The sequence below is a fragment of the Paraburkholderia terrae genome, assembly GCF_002902925.1.
GTDB lineage: Bacteria > Pseudomonadota > Gammaproteobacteria > Burkholderiales > Burkholderiaceae > Paraburkholderia > Paraburkholderia terrae.
Window position 1 is genome coordinate 78,950 of sequence record NZ_CP026113.1, and the last position, 20,087, is coordinate 99,036.

Here is a 20,087-nt window from a genome sequence, read left to right on the forward strand (position 1 = left end):
TCGGCTATCCGGGGGGCGACACGGCTGTGACGCGATCTGTTCGAGTACCTTTTGACATGAATCCCGATTGGTATCGTCGTGATGAGGGGTGTATTCTTGTTTGAGGCTATGCGCCGCCCTTCATTCCGACGTCCAACGTTATGGCTACCGATCCGATGTCCGGCACCCGGCAAGGGATTCTGGACCAGCTCCTCGAACACAAGAACGGCATGACGGTCGATGAAATCATCGCGGCGGTCGGCATCAGCAGAACCGCAGTCAATCAGCATCTAATCGCTTTGGAGCGCCGCAATTTCATTCAGAAGGGTTCGCCGCGAAAAACCGGCGGGCGGCCGGTTCAGACCTACATCCTGACTCAGGAGGGGACGAATCAATTCCCCAAACAGTATTCATGGTTTTCGGCCTTGCTGGTGTCCACGCTTCGCAGCGAGCTGGGTCCCGAACGACTCGATCGCTACATGTTCGACCTGGGCATGAAAACCTCGGCAAGCCTGATTCCGCGTCTGGTGGGGAAGACGCGTTCCGAGCGGATTACAGAGACCGTCGCGATCATGAACGAAGCGGGCTTTCGCGCCTCGGAAATCGATCCTGAAGGCGCGTCGAAGCTGTCCCGGGTGGAATGCACGAATTGCGTCTATCACGACCTCACGAAGGATTACCCTGAAGTTTGCCGCTTCGATATCGGGTTCCTGTCGGGTCTGATGGGAACAGAGGTCGAGCACCAGACCTGCATGCAACGCGGCAGCGATACCTGCCGGTTTCGCTTCAAGCCGTTCGCCTAGCGCCTCATCTCGTTGCAATCAGTCGTCGCGCCTTTGCCGTTGATCACCACGCTTGCCTGACGCCCGCGCTCGCACCAAATCATGCGCTCGCATGCCTGCTTTTTGTTTCGTAGAAGCCCCTCCAGATGGGCTACACGCTAACCGAAAACAAATTTGTAACAGTCCAGGCTTTCGACACTTTTGACAATTGATGGCGTCAAAAGCCCTGCCTATGCTGATGTCACCGACCCACTCCGAGTCGCGCAGCAACCTTGTTGCCTGCGGTCCCTCAAGGAGGCGACAGATGACAATTGATTTCACGATGTCGGCCCATCAGAAAGCGGTGCAGATGAAGGCACGCAGATTTTCTGAATCCGTTCTAGCGTCAATGATTCCCGACGCCGACCGGGAACTCGATCTGATCAGCGCATTTGTCAGGCGCAAGCCTGCGTATGTCGAAGCTTATCGTCAGGGTATTGCCACCGCGATGCTGCCTTCTGCATACGGCGGCGCGGGCCTGTCCTGTCTGGACTTCACGATCGCTACTGAAGAGATCTCCGCAATCGATCCGGGATTTGCCTGCACGGTGCTGTGCAACGGACTCGGATTGATGCCAATCATCTGGTACGGAGATGAGGCGCAAAAGCGTCGCTTTGTAGGCGCCGCCACCTCGGACTCCGATGAACAATATCTCGCCGCGTGGACAGCGGCCGAACCGCCCGCGGCGACGCGGCCTGCAACGAGCTTCGATAATCCGCTGACGGCCGCCGGCATCGGACTGACGGCGACGCTTCGCGGCGATCACTATGTCCTGAATGGCCGGAAAAAGTGGTCATCGGCGGCGGGATGGGATGGGCGGGGATCGAACTCACAGATCGTCATCGCCCGCACGGGCAGGGAGATTGGCTGCATGCGAGGGCTGTCGGCAATCGTCGTGGAGCGCGGCACGGCCGGCGTGAGTTGCGGCTTTCCGGCGCACAAGGCTTATCGAACTGCAGCGGACGCGCTGATTGAATTCGACAACGCAGCCGTACCCGTCGAAAACCTGCTTCGCGGGACTGAAAGCAGGGGCGATCTGGTCATCAACCGGAATTTCGCGTGGTTCGGTCCTGTGGCAGCAATTGCGGCGGCTGGCGTTGCACGCGCAGCCTATGAAGTGGCGCTGCGATTTTCGAAGCGATATTCGGGCCGCTCGCTTCCGCCCATCAGGCAATTCGAGCACGTGGGCTATGTGCTCGGTGAGGTCGCAGCGAAGATCGAATCCGCGCGCTATTTCGCGTGGCGTGCCGCGGACTATCTGGACAAGCACGATCATCACGCGGAAATCTTCGGTGCGATGTGCAAGATCAATGTCACGGAAACCATGTTCGACTGCGTATTCAAATGCATGCAGATTGTCGGCGTGCATAACGTCGACAACCGATACAGCTTTAATCGGAATCTTCACGATGCCGCGTTGTTGCCGATCTTCGATGGCGGCAACATGGCGATGCAGCGCAGCCGGGTGAAAGGTGTCCTCGCGGATGAGAGCTTCAACCCGCGCGCGGCCATGGACGACGAGTCCATCTATTTTCAGAAGCCCATGGCAGCAACCGGCTAGGTCGCACTTGCAGTTGTTGCGCACACACGGAAATGATGCAGTTTGCTGTCTGCCAACCCAGCGCACTATGCTTCGATGAAATGTGGCGGCGCGACGCGCCGATTGGCAACCTGAAAAATTTCGAGTTCCTGCCATGTCGATCGATTTCACTTTGACTGCCGCGCAACAAAAGTTGCAGCGAAACGCCCGCGAATTCTCGGTGGAAATTCTCCAGCCTTTGGTCAAGAAAGCGGACGAAGAGCGGGACACGCAAAAGGCCTTCGTGTTGATGAAGGGCGCTTACCTCGAGTGTTACAAGCTTGGCTTTGCTACCGGTTTCCTGCCGCGTGAATATGGTGGCGGGGGCATCAGCAATCTGGATCTGCAGATCGTCGCCGAGGAGATAACGGCAGTCGATCCCGGCTTCGCAACCGTGCTGCTCGTGAACGGTCTCGCCCTCATGCCGCTCGTCTGGTTCGGCTCGGAAGCTCAAAAGAAAAAGTGGCTGGTGCAGGCAACGAGCGATCCGCGCGGCGAGTACATCGCTGGATGGACCGTGAGCGAGCCCGTCGACGAAACCGGGGGGACGGCGAACTTCGATCATCCCGGCGCGCGTCCGGCCGGCATCGGACTCGTCGCGACGCATGACAAGGCGCGGGGCGAGTATGTCCTGAACGGCAAGAAGTATTGGCCTTGCAACGCAGGAGGATGGGACTTGATGGGCGCGGACGTGAACGTGTGCATCGTCCGCACCGACCCTGCAAAGGGCGGGCAAAAAGGACTCAGTGCGATCGTCGTTCCGAGAGGAACGGCGGGTGTCAGTTATGGTGAACCGATCTCCAAGCTAGGTCATCGCTTGTGTCAGAACAATGCAATCACCTTCACTGACTGCCGCGTTCCCGAAGAAAATCTCTTCGCCGTTGGCGATGGGGATCTCGTCATCAGCAAGGCATTCACATGGTCGGGACCGGTTGCCGCCATCGCGGCCGTCGGGGTCGCTCGATCGGCTTATGAGTTCGCGTTGCAATGGTCGAAGACGCGCAGCGCCGGTGGCGGCATGCCGATGATCCACCACCAGGCTGTCGGCTACATGCTTGCCGATATCGCGATGAAAATCGAAGCGTGTCGCGCGTTCTCGTGGAAGTCCGCGCATTATCTGGATCTGTTCGATTCGGACGGACATGCCGTCGGCGCGATGGCGAAGGTCTTTTGCGGAGAGACGCTGTTCACCACGGTCTTTCGCGCCCTTCAGGTGATGGGTGTCAATGCGCTCGACAAGCAGCATCCGATGGAAAAATTCCTGCGCGAAGCCGCTGTCTTTCCCTTGTATGACGCGGGGAATATCGGCATGCAGATGCGCAAGATCTGGGGCGTCATGCTCGATGAGAAATTCGATCCGCGAGCCATTGCTGATTCGCGTCGCATGCCGTTTGAGAAATCGATGGAAGGCGCGGGCGCTTTGGTGCAACAGCAGAGCGACGCGAAGGCCCGATAGGATTCGTGCCCAATCGGGGCATTCCCGGCATCGAAAGGATATCGATACGGATTTACTAGTTAGCTCCCGCAAGCGCGCTGAAATATCGAATTGAAATGTTTAAATCGCCGGGCAATTGTTGTGTGATGAATTGTTAAATGCGTCAAATGGAAGCGAATGACAATTGGACGAATATTCTGATTCACGCGTGTTAAATCACGATTCGGCATAATTTCCCCGTGCCGCGACCGGGTCAGGTCACGCAGATCAGGAGAGGAACGGTAATTCGCCGTGACAAAGACCGGCTCAAGTTCCAGATCGATGCGCCGTCATTCGTATCAGGGCCTCACGGTTTTTCGCGAGAGCCTTGGCTAATTCCTTTCTGCACGCTTAACGTGACTGCCTGGCAATATGTTCGAAAAAATTACGATCCGTGCCCGCCTTGCGCTGGCGATGAGTTTTCTCGGCGTTCTCCTGATCGCGGGAGGCGCAATGGGTATCGTCGGTGTCAATATGACAAATGGCGACCTCAAGAACCTGTATTCAGATCAACTTTCTTCATCTCGCAAGCTCAGTGAAGCGAGTGTCGCGCTGGCAAGATCGCGGCTCTGGCTGTTCCGCATCGCGCTCAATCCCGATGTCCCCGACGTAGAGAAGTTCGCGCAGAACGCGCGAGACCAGTTGGAGAACTCGCGCAAGGCGTGGGACGCCTATCGCAAGCTGCCTTTCGCCGACGACGCCGAAGCGAGCCAGGCGAACGAACTGAACGGCAAGCTTCAGAACCTCGTGACAACCGGCTACGAGCCGATCTTCCGGGCCATCGCGACACGCGACGGCGCGAGCATCAAGAGCGCTGTGCAGAACTCGTCGTCGGCGCTCTATCAGGATGTGACGGGCGGCATCGACACGCTGCAGAAGAAGCAGGCTTCCGTTGCCGCCACGACCTACGAACGGGCGCAAGCGCGCTTCGACTGGTTCGTGACGATTGCCGTCGCGGGCGTCGCCTTTGCGCTGATCGCCGCCGCGCTCGCATGGCGCTCGCTGCAACGCGCGATCGGCGGACCGCTGCAGGAAGCGCTCGCTCACTTCAAGGCGATCGCAAACGGCGACCTGACCGCGCGCGTCGAAGTCCGCACCCATGACGAAATGGGCCAGTTGATGAGCGGCCTTCAGGCGATGCAGCGCAAGCTCGTTGAAATGATCGGCACGGTCAGGGAGAGCGCAAGCGCCATCGACACGGCCGCGCAGGAGATCGCAGCGGGCAACACGGATCTGTCGCAACGCACCGAGGAACAGGCCGCGTCGCTCGAAGAGACGGCTTCGAGCATGGAGCAGTTGACGGCCACCGTGCGGCAGAACGCCGACAACGCGAAGCGCGCCACGCACCTCGCGGGCACGGCCTCCGACACGGCGCAGCGCGGCGGCGAAGTGGTCGGCCGCGTGGTCGAGACGATGCAGGGGATTTCGTCGAGTTCGTCGCGCATGAACGAGATCATCGGCACGATCGAAAGCATCGCTTTCCAGACCAACATTCTCGCGCTCAATGCGGCCGTCGAAGCGGCGCGCGCAGGCGACCAGGGGCGCGGCTTCGCCGTCGTCGCGTCGGAGGTCCGCACGCTCGCGCAGCGGGTTGCGACGGCTGCCGGCGAGATTCGCGGCCTGATCGGCGAAGCGACGTCGCGCGTCGATACAGGCGCGACGCTGGTGCGGGACGCGGGTGGCACGATCGACGCGATCATTCGCGACGTTGCGCGCGTCAACGACATCCTGCAGGAAATCTCGTCGGCGTCCGAGGAACAGAGCACGGGCATCGGCCAGGTCAACACTGCCGTCAATCAGATGGATCAGGTCACGCAGCAGAACGCAGCGCTTGTCGAACAGGCTTCGGCGGCCGCGCAATCGATGGCGCATCAGGCACGCGGACTCAGCGACGCCGTGTCGATCTTCAGGGTTGGTGCAACGGCCTAAGTGTGATCTTCGGGGCGGCGGTGGACGTCGCCCATCCATCCCGTGACGGGACTTGCTCTCGTCCGTCATCGGGCCTCGGCGGGTATGCCGAGGCCTGTCTGCATCCACCCGCAGCGTCGCCTTTCGCATCGCGACACGCGACATGTACCTCTTTCCTGCCACGAGAAGCATAGCTGGTATGCACTGCCTGCAATGAGCAGGCACGACTGCAACCGCATAATCTTTGGACGCCAACTCGCGTGCCTCGCGTGAGTCCAGCACGGAATCCAGCCGCGAAGGCATCTCGACAAAGACCGACAGCGACAACAACGACAGGCCTCTGCCTGATGGAGATCAGCCACATGCAACCGTGGTACAGCACCATGGCGCCAGCCCAGCGCCGCACCTTCTGGGCGTGTTTTCTCGGCTGGGTTCTCGATGCAATGGACGTGCAGTTCTTCGCGTTCGTGATCCCCACGTTGTTGACGGCCTGGGGCATGACGAAGGCGCAGGCAGGCGTGATCGGCACCTCGGCGCTGGTGTCGTCGGCGATCGGCGGCGTGATTGCGGGCGTGCTGGCCGACCGGATCGGTCGCGTCGCCGTGCTCAAGCTGGCCATCTTGTGGTTCTCCCTCTTTACGGGCCTGTCGGCATTCACCAACAGCTTTCATGAACTGCTGATCACGCGCAGCTTGCAAGGGCTTGGCTTCGGCGGTGAATGGGCGGCGGGCGCGATCCTGATCGGCGAAGTGGTCGACAAGCGCATTCGTGGACGCGCGGTGGGCACGGTTCAAAGCGGCTGGCCAGTGGGCTATGCGCTTGCCGCGCTCGCGTACTGGAGCCTGTTCGGTCTGCTGCCTGAACATATGGCGTGGCGCGTGCTGTTCCTGATCGGTCTGCTGCCGGGGCTGCTGGTGTTGTGGATGCGTCGTAACATCGACGAATCGGAAGCCTTCCAGGCTGCCGCGACCTTTCGCAAGAACAGCAATTCGTTCGGTACTTTCGCGCGCATCTTCGCACCGAACGTGCTGTCGCGCACACTGCTCGCTTCGCTGATGGCGGCGGGCGCGCTCGGCGGCAACTACACGATCCTCACGTGGCTCGTCACGTATCTGCGCGAGACGCAAAGCCTGACAGTCAATCTCACGACGCTCTATCTCGGCGTCAACATCTTCGGTTCGTTCTGCGGCTACATCGGCATGGCCTATCTGAGCGACGCGATCGGACGACGCTGGACCTTCGCGCTGTCCGCACTCGGCGCGGCGCTCACGGTGCTGGCCTACACGCGGCTGCAACTGCCCATGACGACGCTGCTGATCCTCGGCTTCCCGCTCGGTCTGTTCCAGTCGGGCATCGTCTCGGGCATGGGCGCCTGTTTCACCGAACTCTTCCCCGCGGAGATCCGCGCGTCGGCGGGCGGGTTCTCGTACAACTTCGGGCGCGGCATCGGATCGCTCGTTCCGGCAGCCGTCGGCATCACGAGCGCTTCGTTGGGGCTCGCCAAGTCGATCGGTATATGGGCTGCCCTGTCGTACGTGCTCGTCCTGATCGTCGCCGTGTTCCTTCCGGAAACCCGCAATATGGAGCTTGAATCTCATGTCTGACCACGGACAGCCGCGCAACGGCGGCCGCATTCTCGTCGATGCGCTCGCCAGCAATGGCGTCGATACCGTCTACTGCGTACCGGGCGAAAGCTATCTCGCCGTCCTCGATGCGCTGCACGACGCGCACGGCATTCGCACCATCACGACGCGTCACGAAGGCGCGGCGTCCAACATGGCCGACGCGTACGGCAAGCTGACGGGCCGCCCCGGCATCTGCTTCGTGACGCGCGGGCCGGGCGCCACGCATGCCGCCAACGGCGTGCATACCGCCAGCGAGGACTCGACACCGATGATTCTTTTCATCGGCCAGGTCGAACAGAACTTCATCGGGCGCGGTGCGTTTCAAGAGGTCGATTACCGTCAGATGTTCGGCGGCATCGCAAAGTGGGTGACGGAGATCGACAGCATCGAGCGCATTCCCGAGATCATGGCGAAGGCGTTCAGCATCGCGATTTCGGGTCGTCCGGGCCCGGTGGTGATTGCGCTGCCCGAAGACGTGCTGTTCGGCTCGGCAACCGTCGCTGATGCGCCCGTGGCGCGTGTCGTTCAGGCCGCGCCTTCCGCTGCTGCGCTCGGCGAATTGCGCGCACGGCTGGAACGCGCATCGCGTCCGCTCGTGATCGTCGGTGGCACCGGCTGGGATGCCGATGCGACGGCCGCCTTCAGGCGCTTCGTCGTCGCGAACCATTTGCCCGTCGCGGCATCGTTTCGCCGCCAGGATCTGTTCGACAACCGCGATCCGCACTACGTCGGCCAGTTGGGACTGGGCGTCTCGCCGAAGCTCGCGGAACGCGCGCGCGCTGCGGATCTGCTGATCGTCGTCGGCTCGCGGCTCGCAGAGACGACCTCGTCGGGCTACACGGTGTTTGAAAGCCCGACGCCGAAGCAGACGATGATTCACGTGCATCCCGATCCGCAGGAGCTGGGCCGCGTCTATCAGGCGCGTCTGCCCATCAACGCCGGTCTGCGCGAGTTCGCGCTGGCCCTCGACGGCATCGCGCCGGTCGCTTCGCAAGCCTGGCAACAGTGGACGACGGACGCGCGCGCCGACTACGTCGCCCATTCGACGCCGCCCGCGCCTTCGGCGGAAATCGCGGGTGTGGATCTCGCGCAGGTCGTCGGTCACCTGAGCGAAGTGTTGCCCGACGATGCCGTCATCGCGAACGGCGCGGGCAACTACACGGTCTGGGTGCATCGCTACTATCGCTATCGTCAGCCCGCTACCGAACTGGCGCCGACCAACGGCGCGATGGGTTATGGCTTTCCTGCTGCGATCGCCGCATCGCTGCGCGATCCGAAGCGTAGCGTCGTCTGCTTCGCGGGCGATGGCTGCTTCATGATGTATCCGCAGGAACTGGCAACGGCAGTGCAGTTCGGTGCGCCGCTCATTGTCATCGTCGTGAACAATGGGATGCTCGGCACGATCCGCATGCATCAGGAGCGCGAATATCCGGGCCGGGTTTCGGCAACACGGCTTGAGAATCCCGATTTCATCGCGTTCGCGAAGTCGTTCGGAGCTCACGCGGAACGCGTCGAGCGCACGGAGGACTTCGCTGCCGCGTTCGAGCGCGCGCAGAAGGCAGGCGTCGCGGCGCTGATCGAACTCGTCACCGATCCCCGGCAGATCACGCCGACCAACCGTCTGAGCGCAGCATGAGGCCGACGATGGATATCCGTGGCGAATTGATCATCGGTCAGCAGGCGTTCAAGGCGCGCGGCGGCGACGTGTATGCGGTTGCGGCGGCCTCGGGCGAGCGCCTTGAGCCCGCATTCGGCGCGGCAACCAGCGACGAGGTCGAACGCGCCTGTACGCTGGCCGAAGAGGCGTTCGATACGTATCGGCAATTGCCCGACGAACAGCGCGCGCAGTTCCTCGATGCCATCGCGCAAGAGATCGTCGACCTTGGCGCAGTGCTGACGGAGCGCGCCCATCTGGAAACGGGCTTGCCGCTGCCGCGTCTTGAAGGCGAGCGCATGCGGACCGTCGGTCAGCTGAAGCTGTTCGCGAGCCTCGTGCGCGATGGCCGCTGGCACGGCGCTGTGATCGATGCGGCGCAACCGCAGCGCGCGCCGCTGCCACGGCCCGATCTGCGTTTGCGGCGCATCGGGCTTGGCCCGGTGGCCGTATTCGGCGCGAGCAACTTTCCGCTGGCGTTCTCGGTTGCGGGCGGCGATACGGCTTCGGCTCTGGCTGCCGGTTGTCCTGTCGTCGTGAAGGCGCATCCGTCGCATCTGGGCACGTCGGAACTGGTCGCGCGCGCGATTGCAAAGGCCGCGCTCGACACGGGCATGCCAGAAGGCGTTTTCTCGATGGTACTCGGCGACGGCATCGCGATCGGCGAAGCGCTGGTGCGTCATCCCGCGATCCAGGCTGTTGGCTTCACGGGTTCGCGGCAGGGCGGCCTCGCCTTGCAACGGATCGCGCAAAGCCGCCGCGAGCCGATTCCTGTTTATGCGGAAATGAGCAGCATCAATCCTGTCGTGCTTCTGCCCGCGGCGCTCGGCGCGCGCGGCGCTGCCATCGCACGCGATTTCGTCGACTCGCTCACGCTCGGCGCGGGACAGTTCTGCACGAACCCTGGTCTCGTTGTCGCGATTGAAGGCCCCGCGCTCGATGCGTTCTGCGCAGCGGCTGTCGATGCGCTTATCGCGAAGCCGGCCACGACGATGCTGTCGCCGGGCATTCATGGTGCGTACTGTCGTGGCGTCGAGCGTCTGGCGACGCGCAGCGGCGTTGCAAAACTCGCGGCGGGCAAGCCAGCGAGCGGCGCCTACGAGGCCGTCCCTGCGTTGCTGCGCACGGACGCAGAACGCTTCCTCGCCGATGAATCGCTCGAAGACGAAGTGTTCGGTCCGAGTTCGCTCGTGATTGCGTGCCGCGACTTCGACGAATTGCATCGCGTGCTGCGGCGTTTGTCGGGGCAGCTGACGGCAACGGTTCAGCTCGACGACGACGACCACGCACTCGCGCGCAAGCTGCTGCCCACACTCGAACGCAAGGCCGGGCGCGTGCTGTTCAACGGCTTCCCGACAGGCGTCGAGGTCAGTTATGCGATGGTGCATGGCGGGCCATTCCCGTCGACGTCGGACAGCCGTACGACATCGGTTGGCGCATCGGCAATCGACCGCTTCCTGCGGCCTGTGTGCTATCAGGCCGTGCCGGATACGCTGTTGCCCGAAGCGCTGCAGGCGGGTAATCCGCGCGGGATCTGGAGGCTGGTGGACGGTCAACTGGCGCGCGACAAGGCGCAGTGACGACGGGCAGATCGCCGGCACGGGTTGTCGGCGCAACGATGCACGACGGTCACGCTCGCCGTGCGGGCCAACACCGTGCAGCCGTTTTACGCTTTGCTGGCCGGATGCAAGGTCGTGTTCGGCCAGCTGCCGTCGGCGGAGAGATCGGCGGCGAGATCGCGGATCATCTGCGCGACATGCCAGACGCCCTCCGGCATCACGCGGTTCTGCGGCCACGCAAGCGCGACTTCGCGCTGGACCTCAGGGTCCGTTAGCGGGAAGCACCGCACGCGCCCGGATGCCACCTCCTCGACCACGGCAGCCGCTGGCAACACAGTCGAACCGCACTGCTCGATGACGAGACGCTTCGTGATCGAAATGGAGCCGTCGCATTCGAGCGCGATGTTGGGCGTGAACCCGTGTCGCGCCGCCAGCGATTCCACGAGTACGCGCAAGCCGTGATGCGTGCTCGGCAAGATCAGCGGCACGCCAGCGAGCCCGCTGACGGCAAAAGGTCCGTCCGGCAGCGGCGATGCGGCGGGCGTCACCAGACACACCTGTTCCGATAGCAGCGTGTCGAACTGGCTCGCGCCCGGATGCTCGGGGACGTACATGACGGCGAGATCGACATCGCCGTCGTTGAGCCAGCCGAGGATATGCGTCGCCAGTCCTTCGACGAAGCGAATCCGCGTGCCTGGATAGCGCGCTTTCAGCCGATGCCCGAGCCTGCCGAACATGATTCGCGCGATGGTGGGTTGCGCGGCGATGGAGAGTGTCGCGGGCCCGCGCTTGCCGCTGTCCTGCATCGCGATGCGCGCTTCGTCGAGCGTTTTCTCCATGGCGAGCGCATAGCCGAGCAACTGTTCGCCGTGCTCAGTCAGCCCCACGCCGCGTCCGCTGCGACGAAACAGGCGCACGCCGAGTTCGGCTTCGAGTATGCCGATACGCCGGCTGATGGTGGACTGGTTGGCGCCGAGATCCATCGCGGTGCGCGAGATGCTGCCCGTTTTTGCGACGCGCGCGAACAACTCGAGATCGTCTGAGTTCATGGCTTCGTGTGATGAGTGTCGACGGCAAACCGTTCGGCGGTGAACGGTTGCAAGGTGCGGCGCGCTTGATTGTAATCAGTCGCGGCGGCGCGCGGCCGTTAACCATCACATCCACTCTCGAAAGCGAACGAATCCAGGCGGCGCGGAGGCGCGGCCTGATCAACCGGCCGCGCTCCCTCTCTGCTCCATGCCTACCCAGCGGCGATCACGCCTGCATCTTCGCAGACGTAGCCCAGTGCTTCAGCGACCTTCGGAACGCCTATGTGGATACTTGCCTCCTGTATGGAACTGCGTGTCAGCCATGCAGACGCGTCTATCCCCAGATGTTCACCACGGCAGCGAATAGGTTTTGGTATTGGTGAAGCTCTTCATCGCCTCCTGCACGCCTTCCTTATAGCCCAGGCCGGAATCCTTTACGCCGCCGAAGGGTGTGAGTTCGAGGCGGTAGCCGGGCACCTCGCGCACGTTGACGCTGCCCACCTCCAGTTCCGAAATGAAACGTGTGATGTAGTCGAAACGATTCGTGCAGATCGACGAGGACAGTGCATAGTCCGTGCTGTTCGACATGCGGATCGCTTCGTCGATGTTGCCAAAGCGCATGATCGGTGACACGGGGCCGAATGTTTCGTGCTTGACGAGCGGCATATCCGGCGTCACGCGATCGACGACAGTGGGTGCATAGAGCGCGCCGTCGCGCCGGTTGCCCGCCAGCAGGCGCGCGCCGCGCGCGAGCGCATCGTTAACCTGGCGCTCGCAAAAGCGCGCGGCGGCTTCGTCGATTACGGTGCCCATGTCGACCGATGCATCGGCGGGATTGCCGTATTTCCATGCGCGCGTCTTGTCGACGACGAGATCGGTGAAGCGATCGGCAACGGCTTCATGGACCAGCATCCGCTTGATGGCGGTGCAGCGCTGCCCAGAGTTCTTGTACGAGCCCGAAACGGCGAGCGTGCTGGCTTCGTCCAGATCGGCATCCTCCATCACGATGATGGGATCGTTGCCGCCCAGTTCGAGCACCGCCCGCCGATAACCCATGCGCGACGCGATCGACTTGCCGATCGACACGCCACCCGTGAAGGTGATCAGATCGATCGCGGGATTGGTGATCAGTTCATCGGCGATCACGGCCGGGTCGCCCGTCACCACCTGAAGCATCTGAGCGGGCAGGCCTGCTTCGTAAAGGATGTCGGCCAGCAGGTAGCACGACAGCGGCACTTTCTCCGACGGCTTCACGACGATACGATTGTTGGTCGCAATCGACGGCACGATCTTGTGCGCGACCTGGTTCATCGGATGATTGAACGGGGTGATGGCCGAGATCACGCCCAGCAGCGGATCGCGCTGCGTGTAGACGCGCCGCTTCTTGCCGTGCGGCGTGAGATCGCACGAGAAGATCTGGCCGTCGTCCTTCATCACCTCGCCTGCGCCGAACACGAGCACATCGGCGACACGTCCCGCTTCGTAGGTCGAATCCTTCATGCACAAACCAGCTTCCGCCGTGATGACGGCAGCAATCTCCTGCGTGCGCGCCCGTACTGCATCCGCCGCGCGTCGCAGGATCGCGGCACGTTCGTAACGCGTGAGCGCGGGGCGATAGGCACGCGCGACGGCGAATGCGCGGCGCACGTCTTCCAGCGTCGCCTTCGGCACCGTGCCGACCAGCGCGCCGTCATATGGGCTGCGCACTTCGATGACTTCATCGCGCCAGATCTTCTCGCCGTCGATACGCAACGCTTCGTGGCGAACCTGCGCGTGTGCTTTCGTCGTGTCTGCAATAGCGTTCATGAACGGGTCCTCGTCACTGGAGATGGTTGAGTGCGATATCGATGACGTCGAAGTTGCGCAGCCGCGCGCGTTGCGCGGCGGACTTCGCGACGGGCTGGCTGAAGATCAGCGGCACGCTTTGCTCGGCGAGGCCGCCGTGCGAGCGCAGCGGCGCGTCGAGCCCCGACAGGTCGTGCCGGATGCGCTGCGTGCCGAGCACGACGTCGCGCCTGGAAATCACGATCAGGTCGCCCATCCGCGCGGGCGGCAGCTCGAACCGCGCGCAGCCTTCTTCGCTGTTCAGCACGAGTTCGATGCCGGGTTCGGCGGCGAGCCTGCTGCGCAATGCATCGATATCCGCCGATTCGGGCAGGTACACCGTCGCGAACGAACCGAGCGCGCCGTGATGCACGACGTAGGGATCGGTGATGGGCAGGATCACGCGCGCCTGGTCCTTGCCGAGCCATTCGTCGAAGCGCTCCTGCAGATAGATCACGTTCGGCTTGCCGTCTTCATTGTGTTTCGCGTTCATGCCGTGGTCGGCCGTGATCGCGACGATGGCGCCCAGTTCGTCGAGCCGTTGCAGATAGCCGTCCATCATCTGATAGAAGGCGTTCGCGCCGGGCGTGCCGGGCGCGCATTTGTGCTGCACGTAGTCGGTGGTCGACAGGTACATCAGATCGATCTCGCGTGTTTCCAGCAGGCGCACGCCCGCCGCGAACACGAACTCCGACAGCTCGGCGCTATAGACGCTCGGCACCGGCTTGCCGACGAGTTCGAGCACGTCGTCGATGCCGTTTTCTTCGAGCGAAGCCTCATCCGCTTTCTCCGATGAAAAGCAGATGCCCTTCAGGCCCTTGCCGAGCAGGCGGCGCAGCTTGTCCTTAGCGGTGACGACGGCAACCTTCGCGCCCGCCTCCGCGAAACGCGCGAGCACGGTTGGCGCGACGAGGTATTTCGGATCGTTCATCAGCACCTCGGTGCCGCTCTCGCGATCGAAAAAGTAATTGCCGCTGATGCCATGCACGGCAGGCGGCACGCCCGTCACGATCGACAGGTTGTTCGGGTTCGTAAAGCTCGGCACCACACAGTCGCCCTTGAGCGCGGTGGCCGGTTTCAACAGCTTGCCGATGAAGGGCGCGACGCCCGCCGCGGCGGCCATCTCCAGATATTCGTAGGCGCAGCCGTCCACACAGACCACGACGACGGGCCTGCGCATCCAGTTGTAGCGGCGGCCGTTCACTTCGACGGATGCAGGGGATGTGCTCATTCGCTTCTCCTTTGACCAGGGTAATCCGGGAATTGATGATGTGGCGTTGTGTGGCATTGTGCGGCAATACTTGACATTAAAATTGACACTTTGTAGATTGTCAACAACAGACAACAAGAAAGAAGTCTCCCCGGGGCCGCAGTAGTCGAAGCCGCATGTCGCAGTTCTGGCCGTTTCCGTCGCTGGCCGCGACGCCACTCATCAAGGGGTCTGAAATGAAGGAAGGAGCGGGATTCAACGGTTGCAAGGGATTTCTGAAGGTGGCGGCGCGCTGTGTGATGGCGGCGTCGGTGATGTTCGGCGCTGCACAGGCCGCACAGGCGAAGACGCAATTGCTGGTCTACACGGCGCTTGAAGACGAAGCGATGAAGCCGTACAAGGACGCCTTCGAGAAGGCGAATCCGGACATCGAGATCCGCTGGGTGCGCGATTCCACGGGCGCGGTCACGGCCAAGCTGCTCGCCGAAAAGAGCAACCCGCGCGCCGACGTCGTGCTTGGACTTGCCGCGTCGAGCCTCACGCTGCTCGACCTGCAAGGCATGCTGATGCCCTATCAGCCGAAAGACTTCGACGCCCTGACGCGCAAGTACAGCGACAGCAACAATCCGCCGCATTGGGTCGGGATGGATGTGTGGGGCGCGACCATTTGCTACAACCGCGTCGAAGCGGAAAAGCGCCATCTGCCGAAGCCGACTTCGTGGGAAGACCTCGCCAAGCCAATCTACAAAGGGATGATCGTGATGCCGAGCCCGGTGTCGTCGGGCACGGGCTATCTCGACGTGACGTCGTGGTTGCAAACCTTCGGCGACGAGAAAGGCTGGCAGTACATGGACGCGCTCGACAAGAACGTCGCGCAATACGTTCACTCCGGCTCGAAGCCTTGCACGCTGGCGGGCACGGGCGAATTTCCGATCGGCATCTCATTCGAATTCCGTGGCCATGACTTGCAGGCGCAAGGCGCGCCTATCGACCTGATCTTTCCGAAAGAGGGTCTCGGCTGGGACATGGAAGCGACGGGCGTCATGAAGACGACGAAGCATCCCGAAGAAGCGAAGAAGCTCGCCGACTTCATGGCCAGCCGGCAGGCGAACGAAATCACCGCGCAATGGTGGGCGATCGTCGCCTATCCGGGTGTCGCAAAGAAACTGTCGGGCATTCCTGACAACTATCCGCAACTGCTCGTGAAGAACGACTTCGTCTGGTCCGCGAAGAACCGCCAGTCGATTCTCGAAGACTGGCAGAAGCGCTACGGCAGCAAGGAGCAGAAGTAGCGACGGGTCTCGCGTGAAGCGCGCGCGATGCGTGCGCTTCGATCGGGGCGGGCAGCGTGCCGCATGTCGAGCGCGCTGCCGCGATGCGGAAAGAGTAGCGAAGTCGGAGGATCAGATGACAGCGTATTTGAGCGTGGAGCAGGTTTCCAAGCGGTTCAACGAGACGACCGTTCTGAACGATATCCATCTCGGCGTGAAGAAGGGCGAGATGCTGTGTTTCCTGGGGCCGTCGGGGTGCGGAAAGACGACTTTGCTGCGCATTATCGCCGGGCTCGAAATGCAGAGCGCGGGGCGCATCATGCAGGACGGCCGTGATATCTCGCGCTTGCCGCCGCAGTTGCGCGACTACGGCATCGTGTTCCAGTCGTATGCGCTGTTTCCGAATCTGACGATCTTCGACAACGTCGCGTATGGCCTCGTGAATCGCAAGATGAAGCGCGCGGCGATCGCGGAGCGCGTACACGAACTGCTTGCGCTGGTGGGCTTGCCGGATTCGCATCGCAAGCATCCGAACCAGTTGTCGGGCGGCCAGCAGCAGCGCATTGCGCTCGCGCGGGCGCTGGCGACGTCGCCGGGCTTGCTGTTGCTCGACGAACCGCTATCGGCGCTCGATGCGCGTGTGCGTGTGCGCCTGCGCCAGGAGATCCGGCAGTTGCAGCAACGGCTCGGCGTCACGACGATCATGGTCACGCACGACCAGGAAGAAGCACTGTCGATGGCTGACCGCATCGTCGTGATGAATCATGGCGTGATCGAGCAGATCGGCTCGCCGCACGAGATCTATCGCGAGCCCGCGTCGCCGTTCGTCGCGGATTTCATCGGCAAGGTCAACATGATTCCCGCCGAAGTGATGCGCGACGGCACGCTGAAAGCGGGCGAGATCGGGCTGCACTACGGCTGTGGAAGCGCGCAGCCCGCGCCGGGTTCGCAGGTCTCGGCCTTTGTGCGCCCGGAAGACATTCATATCAGCGTGCCCGGCAGCGCGCCGGACAACCTGCTGGCCGCGCGGGTGGAAAAGCTCGAGTTTCTCGGCGCTTTCTGCCGCGTCAGTTTCAAGGTCGAAGGGCTCGCGGGGCAGGAGATCGTCGCCGACCTGTCGTTCCATGAGATGCACCGTACGGGCCTGCAAGCGGGCGCGCGCTTCGATCTTGCCATTCAACGCGAAAACGTCTGCGTGTTCACGGCCGCGAAGGAGCGTCTGCAATGAGCGCCGTTCTGATCGAACGCCGCAGCGGCGAGGAAGCACACGCCGAAGTGCGGCAAATCACGCATTGGCATGACAGGATCGCGCAGCTTGCGCTGCTGCTGATGTCCGCGATGCTCGCCATGTTTCTGCTGATGCCGCTCGCGCTCGTGATCGGCAAATGTTTCGTCGATGCGGATGGACGGTTTATTGGACTCGCGAACTTCAGCGGCTATCTGGCCAATTCGGCCGTCTGGACGTCGGCGCTGCATTCGGTGGCCGTCGCGTGTACGGTGACCTCGATCGTCATTCCGATGGCGTTCACGTTCGCCTACGCGCTCACGCGTTCGTGCATGCCGATGAAGAACGCCGTCCGCACGGTGGCCTTGCTGCCACTGCTCGCACCCACGCTGCTGTCGGCGGTGTCGTTCATCTACTGGTTCGGCAATTCGGGGCTTCTTAAACCGCTGTTGCACGGACATTCGATCTACGGTTTCTCCGGCATCGTGTGCAGTCTCGTCTACGCTGCGTTTCCTCATGTGCTGATGATTCTCGTCACGGCCTTGTCGCTCTCGGACGGACGCCTGTATGAAGCCGCCGATGCAATGGGCACGAGCCGTCTGCGCAAGTTCGTGACGATCACGCTGCCGGGCGCGAAGTACGGCCTCATCAGCGCGACGATGGTGTCGTTCACGATCTGCATCAACGATTTCGGGGTTCCTGTTGTGATCGGCGGGCCGTACACGGTGCTGTCCACGGATATCTACAAGCTCATCATCGGCTTGCAGGACTTCAATCGCAGCGCCGTGGTCAGCTTGCTTCTGCTGTGTCCCGCGCTGGTTGCATTCGCCGTCGATTACTTCATTCGCCGCAAGCAGCAGTCGCAACTCGGCGCGCGTTCGACGCCGTTCCAGCCGAAGCCGTCGCGCGGCTTCGATATGGCGATGCTGGCGTACTGCGGGATCGTCTGTCTGTTGATGATCGCCGTGGTCGGCATTTCGGTGTTTGCATCGTTCGTGAAGTTCTGGCCGTATCAAATGAGCCTCGGCTTGCAGCACTACAAGATGGGCCTGATCGCCGCCGGCATTTTCGATGCGTACAAGAACAGCCTGCAGATGGCGGCATGCGTGGCGCTCGGCGGCACGGCGATCGTGTTCGGCGGCGCGTATCTCGTCGAGAAAACGCGCGGGCCGCGCTGGCTGCGCGGCTTCATCAACCTCTGCGCGATCCTGCCGATGGGCGTGCCGGGGCTCGTGCTCGGCATCAGCTACATCTTTCTGTTCAACGCGCCTGCCAATCCGCTCAACGGTCTGTACGGCACGCTCGCGTTGCTCGCCATAGTGACGGTGGTCCACTACTACTCGTCGAGTCACCTGACGGCAGTGACCGCGCTGCGGCAGATCGACAACGAATTCGAGGCTGTGTCCGCTTCGCTGAAAGTGCCTTTCTACAAGACCTTCTGGCGCGTCACCGTGCCCGTATGCCTGCCGTCGATCCTGCAGATCGCACGCTATCTGTTCGTCAACGGCATGACGACGGTATCGGCTGTCGCGTTCCTCTATTCACCCGACACTCAGCCCGCATCGGTCGCGATCCTGAACCTCGATGACGCAGGTCAGATCGGACCGGCCGCCGCGATGGCGACGCTCGTCCTCGTTACCGCTGCATTTGCGTGCCTGATGTTTGCCGCCGTTTCGCACGGCGTGTTGCGTCGAACCCAGGCATGGCGCACCACGCGCCGTGGCTGAATGAACCTTCATCGTGTCCATCAAGGAGATGCCGTGAATCTGCCCCGTCAACCGATTTTGCTCACTCCCGGTCCGCTCACCACGTCTGACCGCACGCGCGACGCCATGCTGCGCGACTGGGGATCGTGGGATGGCGACTTCAACCAGATCACCGCGCGGATTCGCCGTGAGACGCTGCGCATCGTGCATGGCGAAGACACGCATGAGTGCGTGCCCTTGCAGGGCAGCGGCACGTTCTCGGTCGAAGCGGCTATCGGCACGCTCGTTCCGCGCGACGGTCATGTGCTGGTGCCGAACAATGGCGCGTATTGTCAGCGCATCGTGAAGATCTGCCGCGCGCTCGGGCGGCGTCATCAGAGCATCGACTATCCGGAAGACAGGCAAGTCAAACCGGCCGCTATCGACCGCGCGCTCGCGGCGGACCCGAGCATCACGCACGTCGCGCTGGTCCACTGCGAAACGGGCGCGGGCGTGCTCAATCCGCTGCACGAGATCGCGATGGTGGTGGCGAAGCACGGGCGCAGCCTGATCGTCGACGCGATGAGTTCGTTCGGTGCGATCGATATCGACGCACGCCAGACGCCGTTCGATGCCGTCGTCGCGGCGTCAGGCAAGTGCCTGGAAGGCGTGCCCGGCATGGGATTCGTGATCGCCCGGCGCAGCACGCTCGAACGCTGTGAAGGCAACAGCCATTCGCTCGCGATGGATCTCTACGATCAATGGGCCTACATGAACCGTACGACGCAATGGCGCTTTACGCCGCCGACGCATGTCGTCGCAGCGCTCGATCAGGCCATCGCTCAGTACGTCGAGGAGGGCGGTCTCGAAGCGCGGGGCGCACGTTATACGCGCAACTGCCGCGCGCTGATCGACGGGATGGCGGAACTGGGGTTCAGGCCGTTTCTCGACCCGTCGATTCAGGCGCCGATCATCGTGACGTTCCATGCACCCGACGATCCCGCCTACGACTTCAAAACCTTCTATCAGGAAGTGAAGAAACGCGGCTACATCCTGTATCCCGGCAAGCTGACGCAGATCGAAACGTTCCGCGTCGGGTGCATCGGGCATTTCGGCGAGGCAGGTATTCCCGGCGCGGTTGCGGCAATCGCGGACACGCTGAAGGCAATGGGAATCTCGCAAGTGTCGCCGAAAGCACTTGCATGACTTGACTGACCGTTTCGAAGACTTCGCGCGGTGTCATAG

General features: G+C 62.4%; 14 protein-coding genes. 11 read left to right on the plus strand and 3 right to left on the minus strand.

Going from position 1 to position 20,087, the window contains the following annotated elements:
* Window positions 1–140 precede the first annotated feature (140 nt).
* The 7 genes from C2L65_RS30115 (at window position 141) to C2L65_RS30145 (ending at window position 10,620) form a co-directional block, all read left to right on the plus strand.
* Window positions 141–782, plus strand: a complete 642-nt coding sequence (locus tag C2L65_RS30115) for a helix-turn-helix transcriptional regulator (RefSeq protein WP_042309531.1) — start codon at window positions 141–143, stop codon at window positions 780–782.
* A 283-nt stretch (window positions 783–1,065) separates the two neighbouring features.
* Window positions 1,066–2,361, plus strand: coding sequence for an acyl-CoA dehydrogenase family protein (locus tag C2L65_RS30120; RefSeq protein ID WP_042309528.1), 1,296 nt, complete (start codon window positions 1,066–1,068; stop codon window positions 2,359–2,361).
* A gap of 133 nt (window positions 2,362–2,494) precedes the next feature.
* A complete protein-coding gene (locus C2L65_RS30125) occupies window positions 2,495–3,835 on the plus strand; it encodes an acyl-CoA dehydrogenase family protein (protein ID WP_042309526.1) in 1,341 nt (446 codons plus the stop codon).
* 390 nt (window positions 3,836–4,225) lie between these two features.
* Window positions 4,226–5,782, plus strand: coding sequence for a methyl-accepting chemotaxis protein (locus tag C2L65_RS47180; RefSeq protein WP_042309523.1), 1,557 nt, complete (start codon window positions 4,226–4,228; stop codon window positions 5,780–5,782).
* Between the two features lie 341 nt (window positions 5,783–6,123).
* Window positions 6,124–7,365, plus strand: a complete 1,242-nt coding sequence (locus C2L65_RS30135; protein WP_007732285.1) for an MFS transporter — start codon at window positions 6,124–6,126, stop codon at window positions 7,363–7,365.
* On the plus strand, window positions 7,358–9,022 hold the full coding sequence (locus C2L65_RS30140) for a thiamine pyrophosphate-binding protein (protein ID WP_042309519.1): 1,665 nt from the start codon (window positions 7,358–7,360) through the stop codon (window positions 9,020–9,022). Before C2L65_RS30135 ends, C2L65_RS30140 begins: the two co-directional genes overlap by 8 nt.
* Window positions 9,023–9,030: 8 nt before the next feature.
* Window positions 9,031–10,620: an aldehyde dehydrogenase (NADP(+)) gene (locus C2L65_RS30145; RefSeq protein ID WP_042309589.1), complete on the plus strand. Its 1,590-nt coding sequence runs from the start codon at window positions 9,031–9,033 to the stop codon at window positions 10,618–10,620.
* A gap of 86 nt (window positions 10,621–10,706) precedes the next feature.
* Here C2L65_RS30145 and C2L65_RS30150 read toward each other — a convergent pair whose 3' ends face one another.
* From C2L65_RS30150 to phnA, 3 genes are all read right to left on the minus strand, one after another.
* Entirely contained in the window at window positions 10,707–11,648 is a 942-nt protein-coding gene (locus tag C2L65_RS30150; RefSeq protein ID WP_042309518.1) for a LysR family transcriptional regulator, read from the minus strand.
* Between the two features lie 327 nt (window positions 11,649–11,975).
* Window positions 11,976–13,433, minus strand: coding sequence for a phosphonoacetaldehyde dehydrogenase (phnY, locus tag C2L65_RS30155; RefSeq protein WP_042309516.1), 1,458 nt, complete (start codon window positions 13,431–13,433; stop codon window positions 11,976–11,978).
* A 13-nt stretch (window positions 13,434–13,446) separates the two neighbouring features.
* Window positions 13,447–14,682, minus strand: coding sequence for a phosphonoacetate hydrolase (gene phnA, locus C2L65_RS30160; RefSeq protein WP_042309514.1), 1,236 nt, complete (start codon window positions 14,680–14,682; stop codon window positions 13,447–13,449).
* Between the two features lie 278 nt (window positions 14,683–14,960).
* Here phnA and C2L65_RS30165 point away from each other — a divergent pair, with 278 nt between their 5' ends.
* The 4 genes from C2L65_RS30165 to C2L65_RS30180 all read left to right on the plus strand — a co-directional run bounded on the left by C2L65_RS30165 (window position 14,961) and on the right by C2L65_RS30180 (window position 20,048).
* On the plus strand, window positions 14,961–15,953 hold the full coding sequence (locus C2L65_RS30165) for a putative 2-aminoethylphosphonate ABC transporter substrate-binding protein (protein ID WP_427910214.1): 993 nt from the start codon (window positions 14,961–14,963) through the stop codon (window positions 15,951–15,953).
* Window positions 15,954–16,068: 115 nt separating this feature from the next.
* The gene (locus C2L65_RS30170) at window positions 16,069–17,160 is read left to right on the plus strand and encodes a putative 2-aminoethylphosphonate ABC transporter ATP-binding protein (RefSeq protein WP_042309513.1); all 1,092 of its coding nucleotides are present in this window, start codon (window positions 16,069–16,071) and stop codon (window positions 17,158–17,160) included.
* Window positions 17,157–18,884 carry a putative 2-aminoethylphosphonate ABC transporter permease subunit gene (locus C2L65_RS30175; protein ID WP_042309511.1) on the plus strand — a complete coding sequence of 576 codons (1,728 nt, stop codon included), beginning with the start codon at window positions 17,157–17,159 and terminating at the stop codon, window positions 18,882–18,884. Before C2L65_RS30170 ends, C2L65_RS30175 begins: the two co-directional genes overlap by 4 nt.
* 33 nt (window positions 18,885–18,917) lie before the next feature.
* On the plus strand, window positions 18,918–20,048 hold the full coding sequence (locus tag C2L65_RS30180; RefSeq protein WP_081921071.1) for a 2-aminoethylphosphonate--pyruvate transaminase: 1,131 nt from the start codon (window positions 18,918–18,920) through the stop codon (window positions 20,046–20,048).
* Window positions 20,049–20,087 lie beyond the last annotated feature (39 nt).